We start from the raw sequence: 19,743 nt of genomic DNA, 5'->3' as shown, positions 1-19,743 counted from the left end.
GGAAGAAGTCTTCCGGTACCGGAGGGGCAACACCGCGCAAGCGGTCGAATGCCCGTGAACCTCAGCCCCGATAGGGGTTGGAATCCCCCTGCCTTTAGCTGGGGGAGGATGTCAATCGTACGCGTACCGCTCGGCCTGCCCGTCCACCGCGTGGGCCCGACTGGTGAATGACGCCACCAGCGAGGTGTTCCTCGCCGGGTACACGAACTACTTTTTCTGGACCCAGGTGCCCGACTTCGCGGGCGTCGTCCGCCGCAAGGCCGAGAGCGGGTGCCGGGTGCGGTTTCTTCTCGGGGATCCGGACGGGGAGGTCACGCGACGGCGGGAGGAGGTCGAATCGGCCGCGCTCTCCGTCTCGACGCGGATTCGGATCACGTTGGAACACCTCGCGGAGCTTGCCGCCCCGGACGGCCTGGAGGCGCGCTTCAGCGCACCGTCCGACGCCATGAACCATGTGGGGCTTAGCGTGTTCAGGTTCGATGGGGAGGCGTTGGTCACCCCTCACCTGGCGACCGTCATCGGGCACGACTCCCCGCTGCTGCACCTGCGCCGGCAGGGGCCGGGAGGGATGTTCGACCGCTTCCGTGACCACGCCGAGGAACTGTGGGGCCGGGGCACGGCCGTCGGCTGACAGGGAGAACCGGAAGCGACGGGACGGCGAGGTCCGCCGTCAGTCCAACGTCTGCTTCACGGCCCGCGTCGCCGGGGGCACGCCGGCGATCTCGGACGAGAGCGCGGAACTCCGTTTCGTGGCGCCGGCCGAGCCGGGGGCGTTGCCCATGCACCGCAGCCCACGGCTGCGGATCCAGCACTTCTTGCTTGTCTGCACTCCACTCAGGCGGGTGTGTGCCCTGCGTTCGCGGTGTGTTGCGATGCGTACACCCGCAGCACACATGCTCCCGTACTCTGGGTGAGTCATTTGCTACCTCTGGTGAGGATTGGGAATGCCGTACTCTCCACTGCTCGTCAAGCCCTTCCGGGAAGAACTGACCAGCATCGGCTTCGTCGAACTGCTGACCGCCGACGAGGTCGACCGCGCCATGAAGGATGCCGACACAGGCATGACCCTGGTGGCCATCAACTCCGTCACCGGCTGCGCGGCCGGCATGGCACGGCCCGGTGTGCGGCTCGCCTTGTCCGGCGACGCCAAGCGCCCGGACCGGCTGCTCACCGTGTTCGACGAGCAGGACATCGAAGCCACCGCGCAGATGCGCTCCTACTTCCCCGACATCCCGCCGTCCCACCCCTCTTTCGCCCTCTTCAAGGACGGCGAACTCGTCCACTTCATCCCCCGCCACCGCATCGAAGGCCGCGACGCCGAGAGCGTGGCCGCCGACCTTGAGGCCGCCTTCAACGAGCACGGCCAGTAGTCACCCCGCCCCTCGCGTGGACCGGTTCGGCATCCTGGCCACCGGTCCGCGCGGGTGGCAGCACTGTGTCGGGTTTCGGGTCGATGACCCGAGTGCGCGGCCTACCGGCATTGCTCCGAAGGAGGTGTGTGGCACCGTCGGCAACGGTGGCTCACCGGAGTGTCGGCCCGACCTCGGCTCCCGCCGGCCGGCGCTCCACCTCGGCTGAGCGTGCCCTCCGGCGGTCAGAGGGCGAACCAGGGGACGGCGCAGGCGTGCGGGCCCTCGGGGCAGAGGGATGTGATCACCGCGCGGCGGACGAAGCGCCAGGTGCGCAGGGAGCAGGTCAGGCGGACGCGGAGTTCGACCGTCCGGCGGGTGCCGCTGTCCCTGCCGGGGTGCTCCACGGCCCACTGCTCCGCCAGGAAGTCGTACGGGCAGGGGTCGATGACGGTCGCGGCGACGATCCGGGCGCTACGGGGGGCCACGGCGGCTTCGACGAGCTTCGTCACGTCGGCCAGTCCCCGCTCGTCCGCGTAGAGGCCGAAGGCCAGGTCTCGTGTCATGTCCCCACCCTGACAGCTCTCTTACGGGGGCCCGGCACCGGGAGGGGTGCCTCCCGGTGCCGCGCCCCGGCCGGCTACTTCAGGCGTTCGGCGATGCGGTCGCGGAGGGAGTTCATCGTGAAGCCGCGGGGGTCGACCTTGCCCGGTTGCCATTCGCGGTGGCCGATGACCGAGCGGGCCGTCCAGCGGTGGACCCGGCACAGGGCCGCCGACACCCGGGCTATGGCGTCGATCTGCGCCGCGGGCCACGGGTCCTCGCCGTTGCCGAGATTCACGCATTCGAAGCCGTAGAAGTGGCGGTTGCCGTCGATGGTCGCCTCGTTGTCCGGGGGCAGCCGCCGTTCGGCGATCACCGCCGCCAGGACGTCGGGGTCGCCGAGGCCGGCGTGGTTGGCCCGGCCGTAGCCGACCAGGTGGACGCGGCCGTCCTTGGCGATCACGCCGTGGCACAGCGGCCCCGGGAGGGCGCTGTGGCCGTAGCGGCAGAGCTCGACGGAGTACGCGGTGCCGCGCGTGACGGTGTGGTGGATCATCACCCCGTGCACCGGGCCCCAAGGCCCCTTGTGGTTGCGGTTGTGGGTGCGCCAGGCGCCGACCTCGACGACGGTCAGGCCTTCGTTCCTCAGTGCGTTGATGAACCGGTCCGCGGACATGGGTGCGGCCATGGCCGCCTCCCTTCGTGCGGTGCGCGACGGACACCCAATGTGTCCGAATCGTCACGCTCCGGTTTAGTGGAGGCGGCCCTTCCGCGGCTAGTGTTTTCGTACGGCTAGCGAGCGGATCCGGACAGGGCTCACGCCGAAGCGAGCCACAGGTCGGGGCCGAAGACCTCGTAGTGGATGTCGGCGGCCGGCACGCCCTTGGCGATCAGCTGCTCGCGCACGGACCGCATGAAGGGGAGCGGTCCGCAGAGGTAGGCGCGGGTCCCGGGGGCGACGGTCACGTCGGACAGGTCCATCAGGCCGGTGGCGTCGCCGGGCTCCGCCTGCTCCTCGTACCAGAACGTGGCCGTGGCGTCGGCCAGCTTGTGGGTCAGCGCCCGGTGGTCGGTCCGCAGCGGGTGGTCCGCGGGGGAGCGGTCGGCGTGCAGGACCGTCACCGGGGAGGTGTGCCCGGTCTCGGCCAGGTGTTCCAGCATCGACAGCATCGGGGTGCAGCCGATGCCCGCCGAGGCGAGCAGGACCGGGGCGCCGGAGTCCTCCAGGACCAGGTCGCCGTACGGGGCCGAGACGCGCAGCGTGTGGCCCGCTCGGACGTGGGCGTGCAGGTGGTTGGAGACCTCGCCGTCGGGGCCCGCGGCGGCCGCGCCGTGGACCCGCTTGACGGTGATCGTGCGGACCGCCGAGCCGGGCGGGGAGGAGAGGCTGTACTGGCGGATCTGGCGGGCCCCGTCCGGGAGTTCGACCTGGACCGAGACGTACTGGCCGGGCAGGTGCGCGGGTGCGGGGGCGCCGTCCGCGGGGGTGAGGCGGAAGGTGGTGCAGTCGGCCGTCTCCTCGGAGCGGCCGGTGACGGTCCACTCCCGCCACACGTCGCCGGCGGCGATCCGGTGCCCGGCGTAGAGGCGCTCCTCGATGGCGACGAGCGCGTTGGCCATCAGCCAGTAGACCTCGTCCCAGGCCTGGACGACCTCGGGCGTGACGGCCTCGCCGAGGACCTCGGCCATCGCCGCGAAGAGGTGCCGGTGGACGACGGCGTACTGCTCGCGGGTGACGCCGAGGCTGGCGTGCTTGTGCGCGATGCGGCCGAGCATCACGTCGGGGCGGGTGTCGGGGTGCTCGACGAGGTGGGTCGCGAAGGTGGCGATGGAGCCGGCGAGCGCCTGCTTCTGGAGGCCGGCGTTCTGGTTGCCGCGGTTGAAGAGGTCGCGGAGCAGCTCCGGGTGGGCGGTGAAGAGCTTGGTGTAGAAGAGCTCCGTTATGTCGCCGATGGCCGCTCCGACGGCGGGCAGGGTGGCTCGGACGGTCGCGGTCGACTTCTCGGACAGCATGGGGAACTCCTTGCGTGGTGGAACAGGTCCATTAATTTGCATCTTAGATGCGTATTTTTGCTCGCAGAGGCCCGCCGAGGTGCGGACTTCTGTTCGAACTCCCGTCGGGGGTGAGGCTATGGGGTTAGGCGGGCGGCGGTAACCGGCCATTGAGCCCTGATGGTCAGGGACCTTCGGCCCCCCTGGGTGCCCTGCTCGAAATGCCCAGGAGGAGCGGCCCGGTCGGGGCCGCCACCAGGTCGTTCACCGTCAGTGGGTCCAGTGCGGCGAAGAACGCCTCCTGGGCGCGGCGGAGTGCGCCGCGTAGCAGGCAGGCGCTCCGCAGCGGGCAGGGGGCGGTGCCGTCGCAGTCCACGACGTCGCCCGCGCCCTCCAGTTCGCGCACCACCGCGCCCACTGAGGCGGTCCGCCCGGCGGGGGTCAGGGTGAGCCCTCCGCCACGGCCGCGGCGCGCCTCGACCAGCCCGAGATGCTGCAGCCTGGCGACGACTTTGGCCGTGTGGGTGTAGGGGACCTCCATGGTCGCCGCCACGTCGCGCGTGGTGGGGAGGTCCTCCTCCTCGACGGCCAGGCGCATCAGGGTGCGCAGCGCCAGGTCGGTGAATCGCGTCAGCCGCATGGGGCCACCGTAGAAAATTCGTATCCCAGATACAAATTAAGACTCGGACGGGATCACCACTTGGCCGAAACCGGTAGGGCGTGCGGAGCTCCCGCGGCCCGCGGGCGTGGAGTTCGATCCGAGAGGGTGCCCAGTACCTGGACGGAGTAGTCCCACCCTTTTGTGTAATGGTCCCACCGCGTTGCGTGCTGAAAGGCTGCTGCCGCAGACCCATGGAGTGATCGAAAGGGAAAGACATGTCGGTCCAGGCAGGTTCCGAGTCCGAGGCCCAGACACCGCAGCGCAGTCTGGGGACGGCTGCCGCACGGAACTTGGCAACCACGACCAAGTCCGCGCCGCAGATGCAGGAGATCACTTCACGGTGGCTGCTGAAGATGCTGCCGTGGGTGTCGGTCCAGGGCGGCACCTACCGGGTGAACCGGCGACTGAGCTACTCGGTCGGCAACGGCGTCGTCGAGTTCGTCAAGACCGGGACCCAGGTCCAGGTGATCCCCGCCGAGCTCGGCGAACTCCCGCTGCTGCGCGACTACGACGACCTCGACGTCCTCGGTGAACTGGCCCAGCGGTGCCGCCAGATCGACTTCGAGGCCGGCCAGGAGCTGACCTCCTTCGGCAGTCCGTCCGGCGAGGTCTTCCTGCTCGCGCACGGCCGCGTCGACCAGATCGGCCCGGGCCCCTACGGCGACGACGCCGTCCTGCGGACCGTCGCCGACGGCGCGTACTTCGGCGAGGACTCCCTCGTCGATGAAGAATCGATTTGGGAGTACACCGCCCGCGCCGCCACCCCCGGCACCGCCCTCGCCCTGTCCCGGCAGGACTTCCAGCTGCTGGCCGACCGGGTCCCCTCGCTGCGGGAGCACCTCGACCGCGCACGCTCCGCGCCCGCCCAGCGCACCAACACGTACGGCGAGGCGGAGATCGACCTCTCGGCCGGCCACCGGGGCGAGGCCGTCCTCCCCGGCACCTTCGTGGACTACGAGGCCCGCCCGCGCGAGTACGAGCTCTCCATCGCCCAGACGGTCCTGCGGGTGCACTCGCGCGTCGCCGACCTCTACAACCAGCCGATGAACCAGACCGAGCAGCAGTTGCGGCTCACGGTCGAGGCGCTGCGCGAGCGCCAGGAGCACGAGATGCTCAACAACCCCGACTTCGGCCTCCTCCACAACGCCGACTACGACCAGCGCATCCAGCCGCACGACGGCGGCCCCACCCCCGACGACATGGACCAGCTGCTCAGCATGCGGCGCGGCTCCAAGCTGTTCCTCGCGCACCCCAAGGCGATCGCCGCCTTCGGCCGCGAGTGCAACAAGCGCGGGATCTACCCCGGGACGGTCGACGTCGACGGCACCCGGGTGACCACCTGGCGCGGGGTACCGATCTTCCCCAGCAACAAGATCCCGATCAGCGACGCCCGCACCACCTCCATCCTGTGCATGCGCACCGGTGAGGAGGAGCAGGGTGTGATCGGCCTGCACCAGCCGGGCATCCCGGACGAGATCGAGCCGAGCATGTCGGTCCGCTTCATGGGGATCAGCGAGCAGGCGATCATCTCCTACCTGGTCACCGCCTACTTCTCCACCGCGGTGCTGGTGCCGGACGCGCTCGGTGTGCTGGAGAACGTCGAGATCGGCCGCTGGCGCTGATCGAGGTGAACGCCATCGCGACCGGTGAGGGCCAGGAGGCCGCGGCCCTGCTGGAACGGACAAGAGAAACGGTCAACCCGGAACTGCGCCGCACCGTGGAGAGCCTGCCCGGCGGGATGCGGCACGTGGCGATGTACCACTTCGGCTGGGTGAACGCGGACGGCACCCCTGCCGAGGGCAGCCCCGGAAAGGCCATCCGGCCGGCTCTGGTGCTGGCCGCGGCCCAGGCCCTGCAGAGGCCGGGCGGCGGTCCGGCCGACCATGCCGTACGGGCGGCGGTCGCGGTGGAGCTGGCGCACAACTTCACGCTGCTGCACGACGACGTCGTCGACAAGGACGTCCGCCGCCGCGGCCGCGCCACCGCCTGGACGGTGTTCGGGGCGCCGGACGCGATCATCACGGGTGACGCCATGATGGCGCTCGCCCAGCAACTGCTCGCGGACGATCCGCACCCCGCCGCCGCGGTGGCCGCGTCCCGGCTCTCGGCCTGCATCATCGAGCTGTGCGCGGGCCAGCAGGCCGACTGCGCCTTCGAGCGGCGCCCGGACGTAGGGCTCGACGAGTGCCTGACCATGGCGACGGCGAAGACCGGGGCCCTGCTGGGCTGCGCGTGCGCGCTGGGCGCGCTGTACGCGGGGGCCGGGCCGGACGAGGTGGACGCCATGGACGCCTTCGGCCGGGAGGCGGGCCTCGCCTTCCAGCTGATCGACGACCTGATCGGCATCTGGGGGGACCCGGGGCACACCGGCAAGCCCGCCGGGGCGGATCTGATCGCCCGCAAGAAGTCCCTGCCGGTCGTGGCCGCCCTCACCTCGGGCACCGCGGCGGGCCGGGAACTGGCAGACCTGTACGCCGGTCCCATGACCGGGGACGACGTGCTCCGAGCGGCCGAGGCGGTGGAGCGGGCCGGCGGGCGCGACTGGGCCCAGGCCCAGGCCGCGGACCGGATGGGCCGGGCGGTCCAGCAGCTGTCCAGGGCCGTTCCGGACCTCGGGGCGGCGGGCGGGCTGCTGGCACTGGCGGAGTTCGTGACGCGCCGCACGAGGTGAGCGGGCGTCCGGCAGGACGGGGGGAGGCCCGTTCCGGCACCGCAGGGTGCCGGAACGGGCCTTACCGCATGGATGCGTCAACTCTAGGATCGCTGACGGTTGTTGATCGTCAAGCGAAGGGTGTGACCAGTGGCGCTGGAGATACGTCAGGCGGATCAGTCGGACCGGGACGCGGTGGCGCGGCTGCTCGACGAGGCCTTCCGCACCGACCCGGTGAGCAGCTGGGTCTTTCCGGACCCGGAGCACCGGGCCGCCGTGCACGGACGGTTCCTGGGCGTCTTCGTGGACGTGGCGCTGGCCGAGGGCCGGATCGACTACGCGGTGGACGGCTCGGCGGCCGCCCTGTGGCTGCGGATCCCGGCGGGCGAGCCGGAGGGCGAGGACGAGATCCCGGCGAGGATGCGGGCGGTGGCCGACCCGGACAACGAGCGGTGCGAGCTGGTGGGCCGGCTGACGGGCGCGGTGCACCCCACCGCGGAGGAGCACGAGTACCTGCTGATGATCGCGGTGGCCCCGGACCGGCAGGGTGAGGGGCTGGGCACCGAGCTGATGCGTCCGGTGCTGGAACGCTGCGACCGCGAAGGCGTGCCGGCGTACCTGGAGGCGAGCAGCGAGCGCAGCAGGGGGCTGTACGAGCGGCTCGGCTGGGAGTTCACCGGCGAGGCGGTGCGACTGCCGGAGGGGCCGCTGATGTGGCCGATGTGGCGCAAGCCCAGGGGCTGAGGCCCGAGAGGCGGGAGCCCGCGTGACCACTTCACCCGAAGTGCTTTACCTGCCGTGACCCGGTGCGGCGGCACTGTCCGACGGAAGGGAATCGCTTGCGCAGGCTCACGTACTTCATCGCCACCACCGTCGACGGGTTCATCGGTGCCCCTCGGCGGCGGCCAGATCGTCAGCACCTACCTCCGCCGGCGCTGACCCGACGGACCTGCCGAAACCGGCCTACCGTGGAGGTATGGTCGGCGAACAGCAGCACGCGCACCCGCGGGTGGCCCCGCGGGCCGGGCACGAACAGCAGACGTGCCCGACCTGCGGGCTCCGCGTCGACACGATGATCGGGCGGCGCAAGTCCCTCGGGGTCTTCGTCCCGGTGTGGAGCCGGGGTCCCTGCCGGAACCCCGACTGCACGGACTCCGTGGAGCGCCGGGAGCGGTGACTCAGCCCGTGGGGGCGAGCTCCTTCGTGCCCAGGCCGGAGGCGAAGCCGTTGGCCCAGAGCTGGTTGACGCGCGTCCGCTCGGCGTAGTTCGGGGTGGCGTTCTGGCACGAGGTGCCCGGGCCGCCGCCCGACATCAGCTCGCTGCACGGGCCCGAGTAGTGGTCCGGCAGACCCAGCACGTGACCGGTCTCGTGCGAGGTCACCCGGGTGGAGTTGTACTGCTGGTTCTGGCGGTAGTCGAGGAAGATGTAGCCCCGTCCGTGCCCGTCCGTGCTCGCGTACGAGCCGCGCGAGTCGTTGCCCTCGTAGTACGCGAAGTTCCCGCCGGAGGACACCTCCTGCAGCTTCACGTTGGTGACCGAGCTGTTCCAGATGCGGGTGGAGCTGGCTATCTGGGTACGGAAACTCGGCGCGTAGCGGGTGTTGTACGTGACGGTGACGGCGAGGGCGCCGGGGTTGGCGGCACGCTGCTCGGCCACCGAGCGCTGCACGGCCTCGAAGAAGGCGCGGTTGGCCGCCGCGTTCTCCGGCGAACGCTCGTACGCGGCGTAGCTGGCGGCATTGCCGACGGGGGCGGGCGCGGCGGCGGCGGTGGGGACGGCGCCGAGGGTGGCGGCGAGACCGATGCCGACGGCGGTCGCCAGCAGGGCCTTACGGGAGTGGCGCATGTGGGGGAGCTCCTACTCGTCCGGTGCGGTGGGGGGTGGGTCGTTCGGTACCGGAGTCTGCGGGAGCGCAACGGGTCGGCGGATGATGTCACTGGCCGATAGCGCCGGCCTATCGTGGAGATTTCGACAGTCCAACCAGCGTGAGAATGGCGGGATTCGGGGGGCTATCGGCGACTGGTGCGGCCCTACGGGCCCGGCCTACCCTCGGGACATGGAGCTTGAGGTCAGGCACCTGCGCGCACTGTGCGCCATCGCCGACGCCGGAAGCCTGCACAAGGCCGCCCGGCAACTCGGCGTGAGCCAGCCCTCGTTGACGACCCAGCTGCGCCGTATCGAACGGGCCCTGGACGGCGAGCTGTTCCTGCGCGAGCGCACCGGCTGCCGGCCCACTCCTTTCGGCCGCACCGTGCTCGGCCGGGCCCGGCCCCTCCTCGCCGACATGGCCGCGCTGGTGGCGGAGGCCCGCGCGCAGGCCCACGGCCCCCGGCTGCGCATCGGCTCGACGGCCAGCAGGGCGCTGCCCGGGTGGCTGCGGCGCCTCCACCGGCGGCTTCCCGACACCGAGACCTCCCTTCTGGTGGACGTCTCCGCGAACGCGCTGCTCAGGATGGTGGCGGCGGGGCAGCTGGACGTGGCGTTCGTGCACGAGGTGGAAGGCAGTCCGCTACGGGTGCCCGAAGGGCTCCAGACGCACGTGCTGATGGAACGCGAGCCGCAGTTCGTCTCCATGCCGAGGGACCACCCCGCCGCACGGCAGGAGATCGTCTCCTTAGGGGACCTGGCCGCCGACCGCTGGGCGGTGGACCCCTCGGTCGACGGTGAATGGGACGGCCTGCGCCGGGTCTTCGCCGGGGCCGGGCTCGACCCGCCGGTCCTGCACACCGACTACCACACGGCGACCTCGCTGATCATCTCCGGTGAGGCGGTCGCGCCGTGCCAGCCGACCTCGGGGCCGCGCGAGGACATGGCGATCCGGCCGCTGTGCGGGGACCCCCTGGCCGTACGGCTGCTGCTGGCGACCCGCCCGGGCGCGCACGCCGAGGTCTACGAGGACCTCCGGGCGGCCTACCGCGAGGCCGCCCTGCGTACGCCCCCGTACCGGGCGTGGCTGCACCACCACGCCAGCCCCCTGCTGGAGGCGGCCTGAAGGCTCCCTAATCCCGCGCGCGGGCCCGGTCGTAGGCCAGTGAGAGCGCTCCCTGGACCAGCAGGAGGGCGCCCGCCGCGGCCCACGCGGGGCTGCGCCGCCGGGCCGCCCACACCAGGAGCGGCGCCCCCGCCGCGATCTGGGCCGCGCCCAGCAGCCGGGCCTTCGGGCCCCGGACCCACGGGCCCATCGGGCCCGCCTCCACCGCGTCGCACTCGGCCCGCACGGCGTCGCGCCAGCCCGACCACTGCACCGTCTCGACGTCCGGCGCCACCCGGGCCGCGCTCCGCAGCCGGTCGGCCGGTTCACCCGGCGTCAGGCCGGGCGGCAGGGTCAGACCGGTGCGCGTCAGCAGCGCGGTCAGCCCGTGCAGCCGGTCCGCACCGTCCGCGCCCGGCGCGGCGTCGGGGCGGGTGAGCCGCTCCAGCTCCTCCAGGTCGAGTACGGGATCCAGCCCGAGCCGCGCGGCCAGGGTCCGCATCGCATCGGGCTCGCCCGCCGCCCGTCCGGCCGCGTCCCACTCCTGGGCGACGGTCCGCCGGAAGCCCCGGGCCAGCGCGAACCCGGCGCGGCCGCCCTCCCACCACAGCCCGAGCACCGGCCAGTCGGTGCCGGCGGCGAGCGCCGCTGCCCAGCCCGTGAACACCTCGGCAGCGTTCCCGCCCTCCCGCCACGGCTTGTCCTCGGGGACGAGGACGGTCCACGCGCCGGCCGGGGCGAGCAGCAGGCGTACGCGCAGCAGCTGCGCGGCGGAGCGCGCCGCGACGGGTCCGGTACGGCAGAGCAGCATTCCGCCGGTCGGGGTCCTGGAGATTGACATGCTCACACGCTAAGGCAAATCACCCCCAAATGGTGGATTGCGACACCCTGCTTGACTTCACCCGACCGCGATATATCGTGTTCTTCATAAGACGCGATATGTTGCGTGCGTCGAGCTCCGTCCGTGAACGCACGAGGAGGATCAGCACCATGTCAGAGCAGTCGTCCCAGCCGTCGCGGTCGACCTGGCACTTCGCCGAGCCGCAGAAGCTCACCTTCGAGGAGCCGGTCACCGAACTCCGCGTGCGCGTCGTCAGCGGCACCGTCAACGTGGTCGCAGCCGAGGAGGGCCCGGCCCGCCTGGAGGTGACCGAGGTTGACGGCCCGCCCCTGTACGTCGTACAGGAGGACGGCGTCCTCACCGTCTCCTACGAGGACCTGCCCTGGAACGGCTCCCAGGGCCTCAAGGAGTGGTTCGAGGACAAGCCGTGGAAGGCCTGGTCCGGTTCCTCCTCCGGCCGCAAGGCGTGGGAGCGCCGCGCGGCCGTCACCCTCACCGTGCCCGCCGCCACCCGGGTCCACGTGGCCACGGTCGACGCCGCCGCCTTCGTCTCCGGCGTCTCGGCCGCCACCGACGTCAAGGGCGTCTCCGGCGACGCCACGCTGGTCGGGCTCTCCGGCCGGGTCAGGGCGCACACCGTCTCCGGCAGCGTCGAGGCCCAGTCCGTCACCGGCGACTTCGGCTTCCACTCGGTCTCCGGGGGCCTGACCGTCGTCGACGGCGCGGGCGTGAACGTGCGCGCCGACTCGGTCAGCGGCGACATGCTGATCGACCTGGACCCCGGCCCGGCCGCCGAGCGGCCCGTGGACATCGCCCTGAACTCCGTGTCCGGCCAGGTCGCGATCCGCCTCCCGCACCCCGCCGACGCCCGCGTCGAGGCCAACACCGCCACCGGTGGCGTCTCCAACGCCTTCGAGGACCTGCGGGTCTCCGGCCGGCTCGGCGCCAAGCGGATCACCGGCACGCTCGGCTCGGGCGCCGGCACCCTGCGGGCCACCACGGTCTCCGGCGCCATCGCGCTGCTGCGCCGCCCGCAGGCGGACGCCGACGCCCCCGCCGCCCCGCTCGCGCTCGACAAGAAGGTGCTCTGACATGCCGCCCGTCTTCGCCCACGGCCGCCTCCGCCTCTACCTCCTCAAGCTGCTGGACGAGGCCCCGCGCCACGGGTACGAGGTGATCCGCCTGCTGGAGGAGCGCTTCCAGGGCCTGTACGCCCCCTCCGCCGGCACGGTCTACCCGCGCCTGTCCAAGCTGGAGGCGGAGGGCCTGGTCACGTACGCGACCGAAGGCGGGCGCAAGGTGTACTCCATCACCGAGGCGGGCCGCGCCGAACTCGCCGACCGCAGCGGCGAACTGGCCGACCTGGAGCTGGAGATCCGCGACTCGGTCACCGAACTGGCCGCCGAGATCCGCAGCGACGTCCGGGGCGCCGCGGGTGACCTGCGGCGCGAGATGCGGGCGGCCGCCACCGCGTCGGCGGCCCAGGTGGGCGAGGAGGACTCCTGGAAGGCGGCCAAGGAGGAGCTGCGCAAGGCCAGGCAGGAATGGAAGGAACAGGCCCGCCGGGCGAAGGACGAGAGCCGCCGGGCCCGCGAGGAGGCGCAGGCGGCCCGCCGCCAGGCCAAGGAGGCCCAGGACCGGGCCCGCGAGGAGGTCCAGCGGATCGCGGGCCAGCTCCAGGAGCAGTTCGCCCGGTCCGGCGGCGTCCTGGGCAGCCTCGCCGGCGCCTGGCTGGGCGGAACGGCTGCGGCCCCGGCCGACACCGCCGACGATGCCGCTCCGGGCTGGGCCGCGGACCTGGCGCCGACCGGTGACCCGGCCCGTGACCTGGACCGGCTGCTGGACCGCTTCCGCGACGAGGTGCGCGACGCCGCGCGGGACCACGGGGTGTCCGCGGCCCAGGTCGCCGAGGCCCGCGACCACCTCGCGGCGGCCGCCGCCCGGCTGGGAGCCACGTTCGCTCCCAGGCCGTAACACCGGGGCGCCGCCCCGAACCCCGCGGCCTCGAACGCCGGCGGGGCGGATGCTGCCTGACGGGGCTGGAGGGTGCGGGAGCGGTTCGTCAGCCGCGGGCCTCGGCCGTCGCGTACGTGATGCCGTGGTCCGTCAGGACCTCGGAGACCGTGCCGGGACGCGAGAGCAGGGCCAGCAGCAGGTGCAGGGTCCCGATGTGGCGGTCCTTGCGGCCCAGCGCGATGCGCAGGGACTGTTCCAGCACCTTCTTCGAGCCCTCGGTGAAGGGGACGTGGCGGCTGCCGCCGCCGTCGTCCGCCTCGGCCCGGCCCAGGGCCGAGCGGAGCGAGGAGCCCAGCGTCCGGCGGCGCGGCGCGGGCGTGGCGAGGACGCCCTCGCCGTGGGTTTCCTCGATCCGGGAGACGATCTCGGTGAGGTCGATCCCGAGCCCGGCCAGGGCCTCCTCGTCCGCCCGGGACATGCCGCCCCGGCGGCGGGCCGCCGCGAGATCGGCGGCCACCGCCGCCCGGTCCACGCCGAGGGGGTCCAGGGCGCCCACGGCGAGCAGGGACAGCAACAGGTGCTCCTCGGTGACGGTGGCGGCCCGGGCCTGCCGGGCCTCGGCCACCGCCCCGGTCACGGTCGACCGGGCATCACGGGTGAAGCGTTCGAACATCACAGCCTCCCGTACTTCTTGTGCACGGCCTGCCGGCTTACGCCGAGCTCGGCCGCGATCTCCTGCCAGGACCAGCCCTGCGCGCGGGCGCTGCGCACCTGTACGGCCTCCAGCTGCTCCAGCAGCCTACGGAGGGCGGCCACGGCACGCAGGCCCACGCGCGGGTCCCGGTCTCCGGCCCGCTCGGCGAGATCAGTGGCTTCGGTCATGCGTGTCAATGTAGGTTGACGCGGGAGGCTCGTCAACCCCGGTTGACATGGGTGGCGGTCAGGGCTTGAGGACGATCTTGCCGAAGAGGTCGCCCGCCGCCAGCTTCTCGAAGCCCTCGCGCGCCCGGTCCAGCGGCAGCACCTCGTCGATGACCGGCCGCAGCCCCGTTGTGGCGCAGAAGGCGAGGAGGTCCTCCAGCTCGTCCTTCGAGCCCATGGTCGAACCGACGACCTTCAGCTCCAGGAAGAAGATCCGGGTCAGCTCGGCGTGCGCCGGGCGGTCGCCGCTCGTGGCGCCGGAGATCACCAGGGTGCCGCCGGGGCGGAGCGACTTCACCGAGTGGGACCAGGTGGCCGCACCCACCGTCTCGATCACCGCGTCCACCCGCTGCGGCAGCCGCGCGCCCGGCTCGAACGCCTCCACCGCGCCGAGCTCCACGGCCCGCTTGCGCTTGGCCTCGTCCCGGCTGGTGGCGAAGACCCGCAGGCCGGCTGCCTTGCCGAGGGCGATCGCGGCGGTGGCGACCCCGCCGCCGGCGCCCTGCACCAGGACGGAGTCCCCGGGGCGCACTCCGGCGTTGGTGAACAGCATTCGGTACGCGGTCAGCCAGGCCGTCGGAAGGCAGGCCGCCTCCTCGAAGGACAGCTCGGCGGGCTTGCGCAGCACGTTCCAGGCGGGGACGGTCACCTGCTCGGCGAAGGTGCCCTGGTAGCGCTCGGTCAGGATCGAGCGGGGCTCGTCCGGACCGACCCCGTGGCCGCTCTGGCCGATCACGGAGTGCAGGACGACCTCGTTGCCGTCCTGGTCGATCCCGGCCGCGTCGCAGCCGAGGATCATGGGGAGGCTCTCCTCCCCGATGCCGACCCCGCGCAGCGACCACAGGTCGTGGTGGTTGAGGGAGGCGGCCTTGACGTTCACGGTCACCCAGCCGGGGCGGGCCTGCGGGGCGGGGCGGTCGCCCAGCACAAGGCCGTTCAGTGGCTGGTCACGGTCGATTCGGGCGGCGTAGGCAGCGAACATGCCGCGACGCTACCGCTGGGTAGGGGGCTGGTTCCAGACCTCCTGCGACCGCACGGATGAGGCCTTCGTCGCACCGGGCCCGTTCCCGGGGGCGGCGGACGACGGCGAACGGACCCCGGCACGGCCCGCGCACACGCCGCCAGGCCTCGGCGGGGCGGCACCGCGTGAGCGCCGCGCCCACCCGTTTGGGCCCGCAGGGCGGCACCGCGCGGGCACCGCGTACGCGCCGCCAGGGCTCGGCGGGGCGGCACCGCGCGAGCGGCCCGCGCACACGCGAAGAGGCCCGGCCGGAGGGATCCGGTCGGGCCTCTTCGCGTACCGCTCAGGTGCCGGGTCAGGCCAGGCGGGCCACGCCGTCCGCCTTGGCCGCGGCGGCGACGGCCGCGGCGACGGCCTCCGCGACGCGCTCGTCGAACGGCGACGGGATCACGTAGTCGGCGGCGAGTTCGTCACCCACGACACCCGCGATGGCGTCGGCGGCGGCGATCTTCATGCCCTCGGTGATCCGGGTGGCGCGCACCTTGAAGGCACCCGCGAAGATGCCCGGGAACGCGAGCACGTTGTTGATCTGGTTCGGGAAGTCCGAACGGCCCGTGGCCACGACCGCCGCGTACTTGTGGGCGACGTCCGGGTGGACCTCCGGGTTCGGGTTGGCCATGGCGAAGACGAACGCGTCCTTCGCCATCGTGGCCACCGCCTCCTCGGCGACGGAGCCGCCGGAGACGCCGATGAACACGTCCGCGCCGGCCAGGGCCTGCTCCAGCGAGCCGGTCCGGCCCGTCTTGTTGGTCAGGCCCGCGATCTCCGCCTTGACGTCCGTCAGGTCGGAGCGGTCCGCGGACACGACGCCCTTGCGGTCCGTGACGCAGACATCGCCGATGCCCGCGTCCACCAGGATCTTGGCGATGGCGATGCCTGCCGCGCCCGCGCCCGCGATCACGGCGCGCAGGTCGCCGAGGGTGCGACCGGTGAGCTTGGCGGCGTTGCGCAGCGCGGCCAGCGTCACGATGGCCGTGCCGTGCTGGTCGTCGTGGAAGATCGGGATGTCCAGCGCCTCCTGGAGGCGCCGCTCGATCTCGAAGCAGCGGGGGGCGGAGATGTCCTCCAGGTTCACCCCGCCGAAGGACGGCGCCAGACGGATGACCGTCTCGACGATCTCGTCCGTGTCCTTGGTGGCGAGCGCGATCGGGACCGCGTCCACACCACCGAACTGCTTGAAGAGGATGGCCTTGCCCTCCATCACGGGGAGGGAGGCTTCCGGGCCGATGTCACCGAGGCCGAGCACGGCCGTACCGTCGGTGACGACGGCGACCACGTTGGACTTCCAGGTGTACTCGTTGACCAGCTCCGGCTGCTCGGCGATGGCGGTGCACACCTTCGCCACGCCCGGGGTGTACGCCAGGGACAGGTCGTCCTTGTCGTTGACCGGAACCGTGGCCTGGATGGCCATCTTGCCGCCCCGGTGCAGTGCGAACACCGCGTCGGGGTTGTTGTCCGTCGCACTGTCGCTGCGAGGGTTGACGATCTCCGCTGCCACTTCGTGTGACCCCTTAATTCCTTATGTTCGTTGAGGGTGGCCACTCCTGGTTAAGGGGTGGGCGGGCACCGCGTCCGTACTCCGCATCGACGGTTGGCCCGTCTCCGCGAAGGGGAGGTTCGTACGCGCGGGCGCGCCGCACGCGCGCCCTGAGCCCCGGATGAGGGGTGTAAGGATCTGTTCTACCCGAAGAACACTCGCTCAGACGAGTCGATTCCGGCTCAACCGTAGGTCAACTGCCCGCCTTTTGGTGAAAAGTCCAAACCTTGCCGTCCGGTGGGCGAGACGCCCCGGAGAAACTGCGCTCAAAAGGCCTGGTCACGGCAGTATCTGCGGCCTGGATGCCCCTGGCCCGCAGTCCTGTTGGCCCACCCCGGTCGCCCGTTATGCGATTTTGACCTGGCGGGCACCCTGAATGTCTCAGTCCGAATGGCAAGATGCCGTAATCACACAAGGTCGCGACACTCGATGGTGCGTGTCCGACCGTTTTTCGTTGCTTTTCCACCAGTGCCGGAGGAACCAAGCCATGACCGCTAGCACCACCCGTCGTACGACCGCTGCACGGTCCCGGATCGCCGCGGTCGGCGCGATCGCGGTCGCCGGCGCCCTGATCCTCACCGGCTGTGGCGACCAGACCGACAAGGCGTCCTCGACCCCCTCGGGTGCGGCGAACAACAGCAGCGCGCCGCTCTTCTCCAAGCTCCCGAAGAAGATCCAGGACGCCGGTGTCATCAAGGTCGGCACCGACGCGACCTACGCGCCGATGGAGTTCACCGAGGGTGGCAAGATCGTCGGCGTTGACCCCGACATCGCGGCGGCCCTGAGCAAGCAGCTCGGCGTGCAGTTCAAGTTCGAGTCGGGCACCTTCGACACGCTGATCGGCAGCATGCAGACCGGCCGCAGCGACCTGGTCATGTCCTCCCTCACCGACACCAAGGCCCGCCAGGAGGGCCTGGACGACAAGGGCGCCAAGACCGGTGCGGGCGTCGACTTCGTCGACTACTTCTCCGCCTCGACCGGCATCCTGGTCAAGAAGGGGAACCCGCAGGGCATCAAGACCCTCGACGACCTGTGCGGCAAGACGGTCGCCGTCCAGCGCGGCACCACGTACGAGGACGCCGCCAAGACCCAGGCCGAGAAGTGCAAGACGGACGGCAAGGGCGAGCTCAAGATCGAGTCCTTCCCGACCGACGCCGAGGCCCAGACCCGCGTGAAGGCCGGTGGCGCCGCCGCGGACCTGAACGACTCCCCGGTCGCCGCGTACATCGCGCAGACCGCCGGCGGCGGCAACGACTTCGAGGCCATCGCCAACCCGACCGACGCCGGCCTCTTCGGCATCGCGGTGGACAAGAAGAACACCGAGCTGCGCGACGCGCTCAAGGAAGCCCTGGACGCGATCATCAAGGACGGCACCTACAAGGCCGCCCTGGACAAGTGGAACGCCGGCTCCGGCGCCGTCACCGAGGCCAAGATCAACGCCGGTTCCTGACCTCCGCGTACCACCGCAGCACACTGAAGGGCAGTCACTGTGACTGACAAGCTCGACAAGGGCCCGGGCCCGGCGGACACCCCGCCGGCCGGGGCCCTCCCCCCCGAGGCGATCCGTGCCATCCCGGTCCGCCACTACGGCCGCTGGATCAGCGCCGTGGTCGTCATCGGCCTGGTCGTGGCGCTCGTCATCGCCTTCTCCCAGGGCAACGTCCGCTGGGCGACCGTCCCGGAGAAGCTGTTCGACCCCTCGATCCTGCGAGGCGTCGGCAACACGATCTGGATCAGCGTCACCGCCATGGCCCTGGGTCTGGCGCTCGGTGTCCTGTTCGCCGTGATGCGCCTCTCGAAGAACCCGGTGACCAGCACCATCGCCTGGTTCTACATCTGGCTCTTCCGCGGCACCCCGGTGTACGTGCAGCTCCTCATCTGGTTCAACCTCGCCCTGATCTTCCCGATCCTGAACCTCGGGTTCTACAAGGACGAGATGACCCAGGTCATGACGCCGTTCCTGGCCGCCCTGCTGGGTCTCGGCCTCAACGAGGGCGCGTACATGGCGGAGATCGTCCGCGCCGGCATCCAGTCGGTCGACGAGGGCCAGACCGAGGCCTCGCACGCGCTGGGCATGACCCGGACGCAGACCATGCGCCGAGTCGTCCTGCCGCAGGCCATGCGGGTGATCGTGCCTCCGACGGGCAACGAGTTCATCAACATGCTCAAGACGTCGTCGCTCGTCGTCGCCGTGCAGTACTTCGACCTGCTGCGCGCCGCGCAGGACATCGCCTCCACCTCGTTCGCGGTCATGGAGATGTTCTTCGTCGCCTCGATCTGGTACCTCGCGCTGACCAGCGTGTTCAGTGTCGGCCAGTACTACCTGGAACGCCGCTACGCCCGTGGCGCGCTCCGCACCCTGCCGCCCACACCGCTGCAGAAGATCAAGGCGAAGCTGTCCAGCTTCTCGAACAGCAAGGCGGTGGCCTGATGACTGCCATGGTGAAGGCCGAGGGCGTCCACAAGTCCTACGGCGCGGCGCACATCCTCAAGGGCATCGACCTGGAGGTCGCCCCGCGTGAGGTGTTCTGCCTGGTCGGCCCGTCCGGCTCCGGCAAGTCGACCTTCCTGCGGTGCATCAACCACCTGGAGCAGATCAACGCCGGACGGCTGTACGTCGACGGGGACCTCGTCGGCTACCGCCAGAAGGGCGACAAGCTCTACGAGCTGAAGGACAGCGAGGTCGCGGCGCAGCGCCGGGACATCGGCATGGTCTTCCAGCGCTTCAACCTGTTCCCGCACATGACGGCCGTGGAGAACGTCATGGAAGCGCCGGTCATGGTGAAGGGCGAGTCCAAGGCGGTGGCGCGCGAGCGTGCCATCCGCCTCCTGGACCGGGTGGGCCTCGGCGAGAAGGGCGGGAACTACCCCTCCCAGCTCTCCGGCGGCCAGCAGCAGCGCGTGGCGATCGCCCGCGCGCTCGCCATGGAGCCGAAGCTGATGCTCTTCGACGAGCCGACGTCCGCCCTCGACCCCGAGCTGGTCGGCGACGTCCTGGACGTCATGCGGGACCTCGCCGAGTCGGGCATGACCATGATCGTGGTCACCCACGAGATGGGCTTCGCCCGCGAGGTCGGCGACAACCTCGTCTTCATGGACGGCGGCGTCGTGGTCGAGTCGGGTCACCCCCGCGACGTGCTGGGCAACCCCCAGCACGAGCGGACGAAGGCCTTCCTCTCCAAGGTGCTGTAGGCGGCGGCGCCGGGCGCCGCACGCGGACACGGCCGAGGGGCGGTACGGATCTCCGTACCGCCCCTCGGCCGTGCCGCGTCCCGTGCCGCTTCCTGTTTCCGCGCCCG

22 protein-coding genes and 1 pseudogene are annotated in these 19,743 nt (G+C 71.5%); 13 read left to right on the top strand and 10 right to left on the bottom strand.

Annotation, left to right across the window (positions count from 1 at the left end):
• Positions 1-70: 70 nt before the first annotated feature.
• The 3 genes and pseudogenes from ACIPXC_RS10575 to ACIPXC_RS10565 all read left to right on the top strand — a co-directional run bounded on the left by ACIPXC_RS10575 (position 71) and on the right by ACIPXC_RS10565 (position 1,370).
• Complete coding sequence (locus tag ACIPXC_RS10575) at positions 71-631, top strand: XRE family transcriptional regulator (RefSeq protein ID WP_401615580.1); 561 nt, start codon at positions 71-73, stop codon at positions 629-631.
• A gap of 22 nt (positions 632-653) precedes the next feature.
• Positions 654-818: pseudogene (locus ACIPXC_RS10570) on the top strand (DNA mismatch repair protein MutT); the annotation flags it as partial.
• 126 nt (positions 819-944) lie between these two features.
• A complete protein-coding gene (locus ACIPXC_RS10565) occupies positions 945-1,370 on the top strand; it encodes a BrxA/BrxB family bacilliredoxin (protein ID WP_037919709.1) in 426 nt (141 codons plus the stop codon).
• A 224-nt stretch (positions 1,371-1,594) separates the two neighbouring features.
• On the opposite strand, the gene ACIPXC_RS10560 is transcribed toward ACIPXC_RS10565, so the two are convergent.
• From ACIPXC_RS10560 to ACIPXC_RS10545, 4 genes are all read right to left on the bottom strand, one after another.
• Positions 1,595-1,915 (bottom strand): hypothetical protein, encoded by a 321-nt coding sequence (locus ACIPXC_RS10560; RefSeq protein ID WP_401615554.1) that lies wholly within the window; start codon positions 1,913-1,915, stop codon positions 1,595-1,597.
• A gap of 74 nt (positions 1,916-1,989) precedes the next feature.
• On the bottom strand, positions 1,990-2,580 hold the full coding sequence (locus tag ACIPXC_RS10555; protein WP_401615552.1) for an N-acetylmuramoyl-L-alanine amidase: 591 nt from the start codon (positions 2,578-2,580) through the stop codon (positions 1,990-1,992).
• A gap of 128 nt (positions 2,581-2,708) precedes the next feature.
• Positions 2,709-3,905, bottom strand: a complete 1,197-nt coding sequence (locus ACIPXC_RS10550) for a globin domain-containing protein (protein WP_401615550.1) — start codon at positions 3,903-3,905, stop codon at positions 2,709-2,711.
• A 163-nt stretch (positions 3,906-4,068) separates the two neighbouring features.
• Positions 4,069-4,524 (bottom strand): RrF2 family transcriptional regulator, encoded by a 456-nt coding sequence (locus ACIPXC_RS10545; RefSeq protein WP_401615548.1) that lies wholly within the window; start codon positions 4,522-4,524, stop codon positions 4,069-4,071.
• Positions 4,525-4,760: 236 nt separating this feature from the next.
• Here ACIPXC_RS10545 and ACIPXC_RS10540 point away from each other — a divergent pair, with 236 nt between their 5' ends.
• The 4 genes from ACIPXC_RS10540 to ACIPXC_RS10525 all read left to right on the top strand — a co-directional run bounded on the left by ACIPXC_RS10540 (position 4,761) and on the right by ACIPXC_RS10525 (position 8,372).
• Positions 4,761-6,167 (top strand): family 2B encapsulin nanocompartment shell protein, encoded by a 1,407-nt coding sequence (locus ACIPXC_RS10540; protein ID WP_401615546.1) that lies wholly within the window; start codon positions 4,761-4,763, stop codon positions 6,165-6,167.
• Entirely contained in the window at positions 6,164-7,216 is a 1,053-nt protein-coding gene (locus ACIPXC_RS10535; protein ID WP_401615578.1) for a family 2 encapsulin nanocompartment cargo protein polyprenyl transferase, read from the top strand. Before ACIPXC_RS10540 ends, ACIPXC_RS10535 begins: the two co-directional genes overlap by 4 nt.
• Before the next feature lie 129 nt (positions 7,217-7,345).
• Positions 7,346-7,939, top strand: coding sequence for a GNAT family N-acetyltransferase (locus ACIPXC_RS10530; protein WP_401615544.1), 594 nt, complete (start codon positions 7,346-7,348; stop codon positions 7,937-7,939).
• A 232-nt stretch (positions 7,940-8,171) separates the two neighbouring features.
• Complete coding sequence (locus tag ACIPXC_RS10525; RefSeq protein WP_401615542.1) at positions 8,172-8,372, top strand: hypothetical protein; 201 nt, start codon at positions 8,172-8,174, stop codon at positions 8,370-8,372.
• A gap of 1 nt (position 8,373) precedes the next feature.
• On the opposite strand, the gene snpA is transcribed toward ACIPXC_RS10525, so the two are convergent.
• Entirely contained in the window at positions 8,374-9,042 is a 669-nt protein-coding gene (gene snpA, locus ACIPXC_RS10520) for a snapalysin (protein ID WP_401615540.1), read from the bottom strand.
• Between the two features lie 211 nt (positions 9,043-9,253).
• Here snpA and ACIPXC_RS10515 point away from each other — a divergent pair, with 211 nt between their 5' ends.
• Entirely contained in the window at positions 9,254-10,189 is a 936-nt protein-coding gene (locus tag ACIPXC_RS10515; protein WP_400740282.1) for a LysR family transcriptional regulator, read from the top strand.
• Between the two features lie 7 nt (positions 10,190-10,196).
• On the opposite strand, the gene ACIPXC_RS10510 is transcribed toward ACIPXC_RS10515, so the two are convergent.
• On the bottom strand, positions 10,197-11,003 hold the full coding sequence (locus tag ACIPXC_RS10510) for a hypothetical protein (protein WP_401615576.1): 807 nt from the start codon (positions 11,001-11,003) through the stop codon (positions 10,197-10,199).
• 155 nt (positions 11,004-11,158) lie between these two features.
• On the opposite strand from ACIPXC_RS10510, the gene ACIPXC_RS10505 reads away from it, so the two are divergent.
• A complete protein-coding gene (locus ACIPXC_RS10505; RefSeq protein ID WP_401615537.1) occupies positions 11,159-12,100 on the top strand; it encodes a DUF4097 family beta strand repeat-containing protein in 942 nt (313 codons plus the stop codon).
• A gap of 1 nt (position 12,101) precedes the next feature.
• Complete coding sequence (locus ACIPXC_RS10500) at positions 12,102-12,983, top strand: helix-turn-helix transcriptional regulator (protein WP_401615535.1); 882 nt, start codon at positions 12,102-12,104, stop codon at positions 12,981-12,983.
• A gap of 88 nt (positions 12,984-13,071) precedes the next feature.
• Here the strand turns inward: ACIPXC_RS10500 and ACIPXC_RS10495 are convergent, their stop codons facing one another.
• The 4 genes from ACIPXC_RS10495 to ACIPXC_RS10480 form a co-directional block, all read right to left on the bottom strand.
• Positions 13,072-13,638, bottom strand: coding sequence for a Clp protease N-terminal domain-containing protein (locus tag ACIPXC_RS10495; RefSeq protein WP_401615533.1), 567 nt, complete (start codon positions 13,636-13,638; stop codon positions 13,072-13,074).
• Entirely contained in the window at positions 13,638-13,847 is a 210-nt protein-coding gene (locus tag ACIPXC_RS10490; protein ID WP_030013034.1) for a helix-turn-helix domain-containing protein, read from the bottom strand. Before ACIPXC_RS10490 ends, ACIPXC_RS10495 begins: the two co-directional genes overlap by 1 nt.
• Positions 13,848-13,905: 58 nt before the next feature.
• Positions 13,906-14,868 carry a zinc-binding dehydrogenase gene (locus ACIPXC_RS10485; RefSeq protein WP_030963441.1) on the bottom strand — a complete coding sequence of 321 codons (963 nt, stop codon included), beginning with the start codon at positions 14,866-14,868 and terminating at the stop codon, positions 13,906-13,908.
• Positions 14,869-15,202: 334 nt separating this feature from the next.
• Positions 15,203-16,405, bottom strand: coding sequence for an NADP-dependent malic enzyme (locus ACIPXC_RS10480; protein ID WP_401615531.1), 1,203 nt, complete (start codon positions 16,403-16,405; stop codon positions 15,203-15,205).
• Between the two features lie 526 nt (positions 16,406-16,931).
• Here ACIPXC_RS10480 and ACIPXC_RS10475 point away from each other — a divergent pair.
• From ACIPXC_RS10475 to ACIPXC_RS10465, 3 genes are read left to right on the top strand one after another with little or no spacing between them, the layout of a single operon-like run.
• A complete protein-coding gene (locus ACIPXC_RS10475; protein ID WP_401615529.1) occupies positions 16,932-17,894 on the top strand; it encodes an ABC transporter substrate-binding protein in 963 nt (320 codons plus the stop codon).
• Between the two features lie 39 nt (positions 17,895-17,933).
• Positions 17,934-18,875 carry an amino acid ABC transporter permease gene (locus ACIPXC_RS10470; protein ID WP_401615527.1) on the top strand — a complete coding sequence of 314 codons (942 nt, stop codon included), beginning with the start codon at positions 17,934-17,936 and terminating at the stop codon, positions 18,873-18,875.
• Positions 18,875-19,636 carry an amino acid ABC transporter ATP-binding protein gene (locus ACIPXC_RS10465; protein ID WP_030963436.1) on the top strand — a complete coding sequence of 254 codons (762 nt, stop codon included), beginning with the start codon at positions 18,875-18,877 and terminating at the stop codon, positions 19,634-19,636. The genes ACIPXC_RS10470 and ACIPXC_RS10465 overlap by 1 nt, the downstream gene beginning before the upstream one ends.
• Positions 19,637-19,743: the final 107 nt, after the last annotated feature.

It is taken from the genome of Streptomyces sp. NPDC090021 (assembly GCF_044748225.1).
Classification (GTDB): domain Bacteria; phylum Actinomycetota; class Actinomycetes; order Streptomycetales; family Streptomycetaceae; genus Streptomyces.
Note: the sequence above shows the minus strand (reverse complement) of the source record. Positions and strands in the feature narration are given on the sequence as shown.

Excerpts from the sequence above, each read along its gene's own strand:
- ACIPXC_RS10565 (WP_037919709.1), top strand. The coding sequence starts at position 945 with ATGCCGTACTCTCCACTGCTCGTCAAGCCCTTCCGGGAAGAACTGACC.
- ACIPXC_RS10560 (WP_401615554.1), bottom strand. The coding sequence starts at position 1,915 with ATGACACGAGACCTGGCCTTCGGCCTCTACGCGGACGAGCGGGGACTG.
- ACIPXC_RS10555 (WP_401615552.1), bottom strand. The coding sequence starts at position 2,580 with ATGGCCGCACCCATGTCCGCGGACCGGTTCATCAACGCACTGAGGAAC.
- ACIPXC_RS10550 (WP_401615550.1), bottom strand. The coding sequence starts at position 3,905 with ATGCTGTCCGAGAAGTCGACCGCGACCGTCCGAGCCACCCTGCCCGCC.
- ACIPXC_RS10545 (WP_401615548.1), bottom strand. The coding sequence starts at position 4,524 with ATGCGGCTGACGCGATTCACCGACCTGGCGCTGCGCACCCTGATGCGC.
- ACIPXC_RS10540 (WP_401615546.1), top strand. The coding sequence starts at position 4,761 with ATGTCGGTCCAGGCAGGTTCCGAGTCCGAGGCCCAGACACCGCAGCGC.
- ACIPXC_RS10525 (WP_401615542.1), top strand. The coding sequence starts at position 8,172 with ATGGTCGGCGAACAGCAGCACGCGCACCCGCGGGTGGCCCCGCGGGCC.
- snpA (WP_401615540.1), bottom strand. The coding sequence starts at position 9,042 with ATGCGCCACTCCCGTAAGGCCCTGCTGGCGACCGCCGTCGGCATCGGT.
- ACIPXC_RS10515 (WP_400740282.1), top strand. The coding sequence starts at position 9,254 with ATGGAGCTTGAGGTCAGGCACCTGCGCGCACTGTGCGCCATCGCCGAC.
- ACIPXC_RS10505 (WP_401615537.1), top strand. The coding sequence starts at position 11,159 with ATGTCAGAGCAGTCGTCCCAGCCGTCGCGGTCGACCTGGCACTTCGCC.
- ACIPXC_RS10500 (WP_401615535.1), top strand. The coding sequence starts at position 12,102 with ATGCCGCCCGTCTTCGCCCACGGCCGCCTCCGCCTCTACCTCCTCAAG.
- ACIPXC_RS10495 (WP_401615533.1), bottom strand. The coding sequence starts at position 13,638 with ATGTTCGAACGCTTCACCCGTGATGCCCGGTCGACCGTGACCGGGGCG.
- ACIPXC_RS10490 (WP_030013034.1), bottom strand. The coding sequence starts at position 13,847 with ATGACCGAAGCCACTGATCTCGCCGAGCGGGCCGGAGACCGGGACCCG.
- ACIPXC_RS10485 (WP_030963441.1), bottom strand. The coding sequence starts at position 14,868 with ATGTTCGCTGCCTACGCCGCCCGAATCGACCGTGACCAGCCACTGAAC.
- ACIPXC_RS10475 (WP_401615529.1), top strand. The coding sequence starts at position 16,932 with ATGACCGCTAGCACCACCCGTCGTACGACCGCTGCACGGTCCCGGATC.
- ACIPXC_RS10465 (WP_030963436.1), top strand. The coding sequence starts at position 18,875 with ATGACTGCCATGGTGAAGGCCGAGGGCGTCCACAAGTCCTACGGCGCG.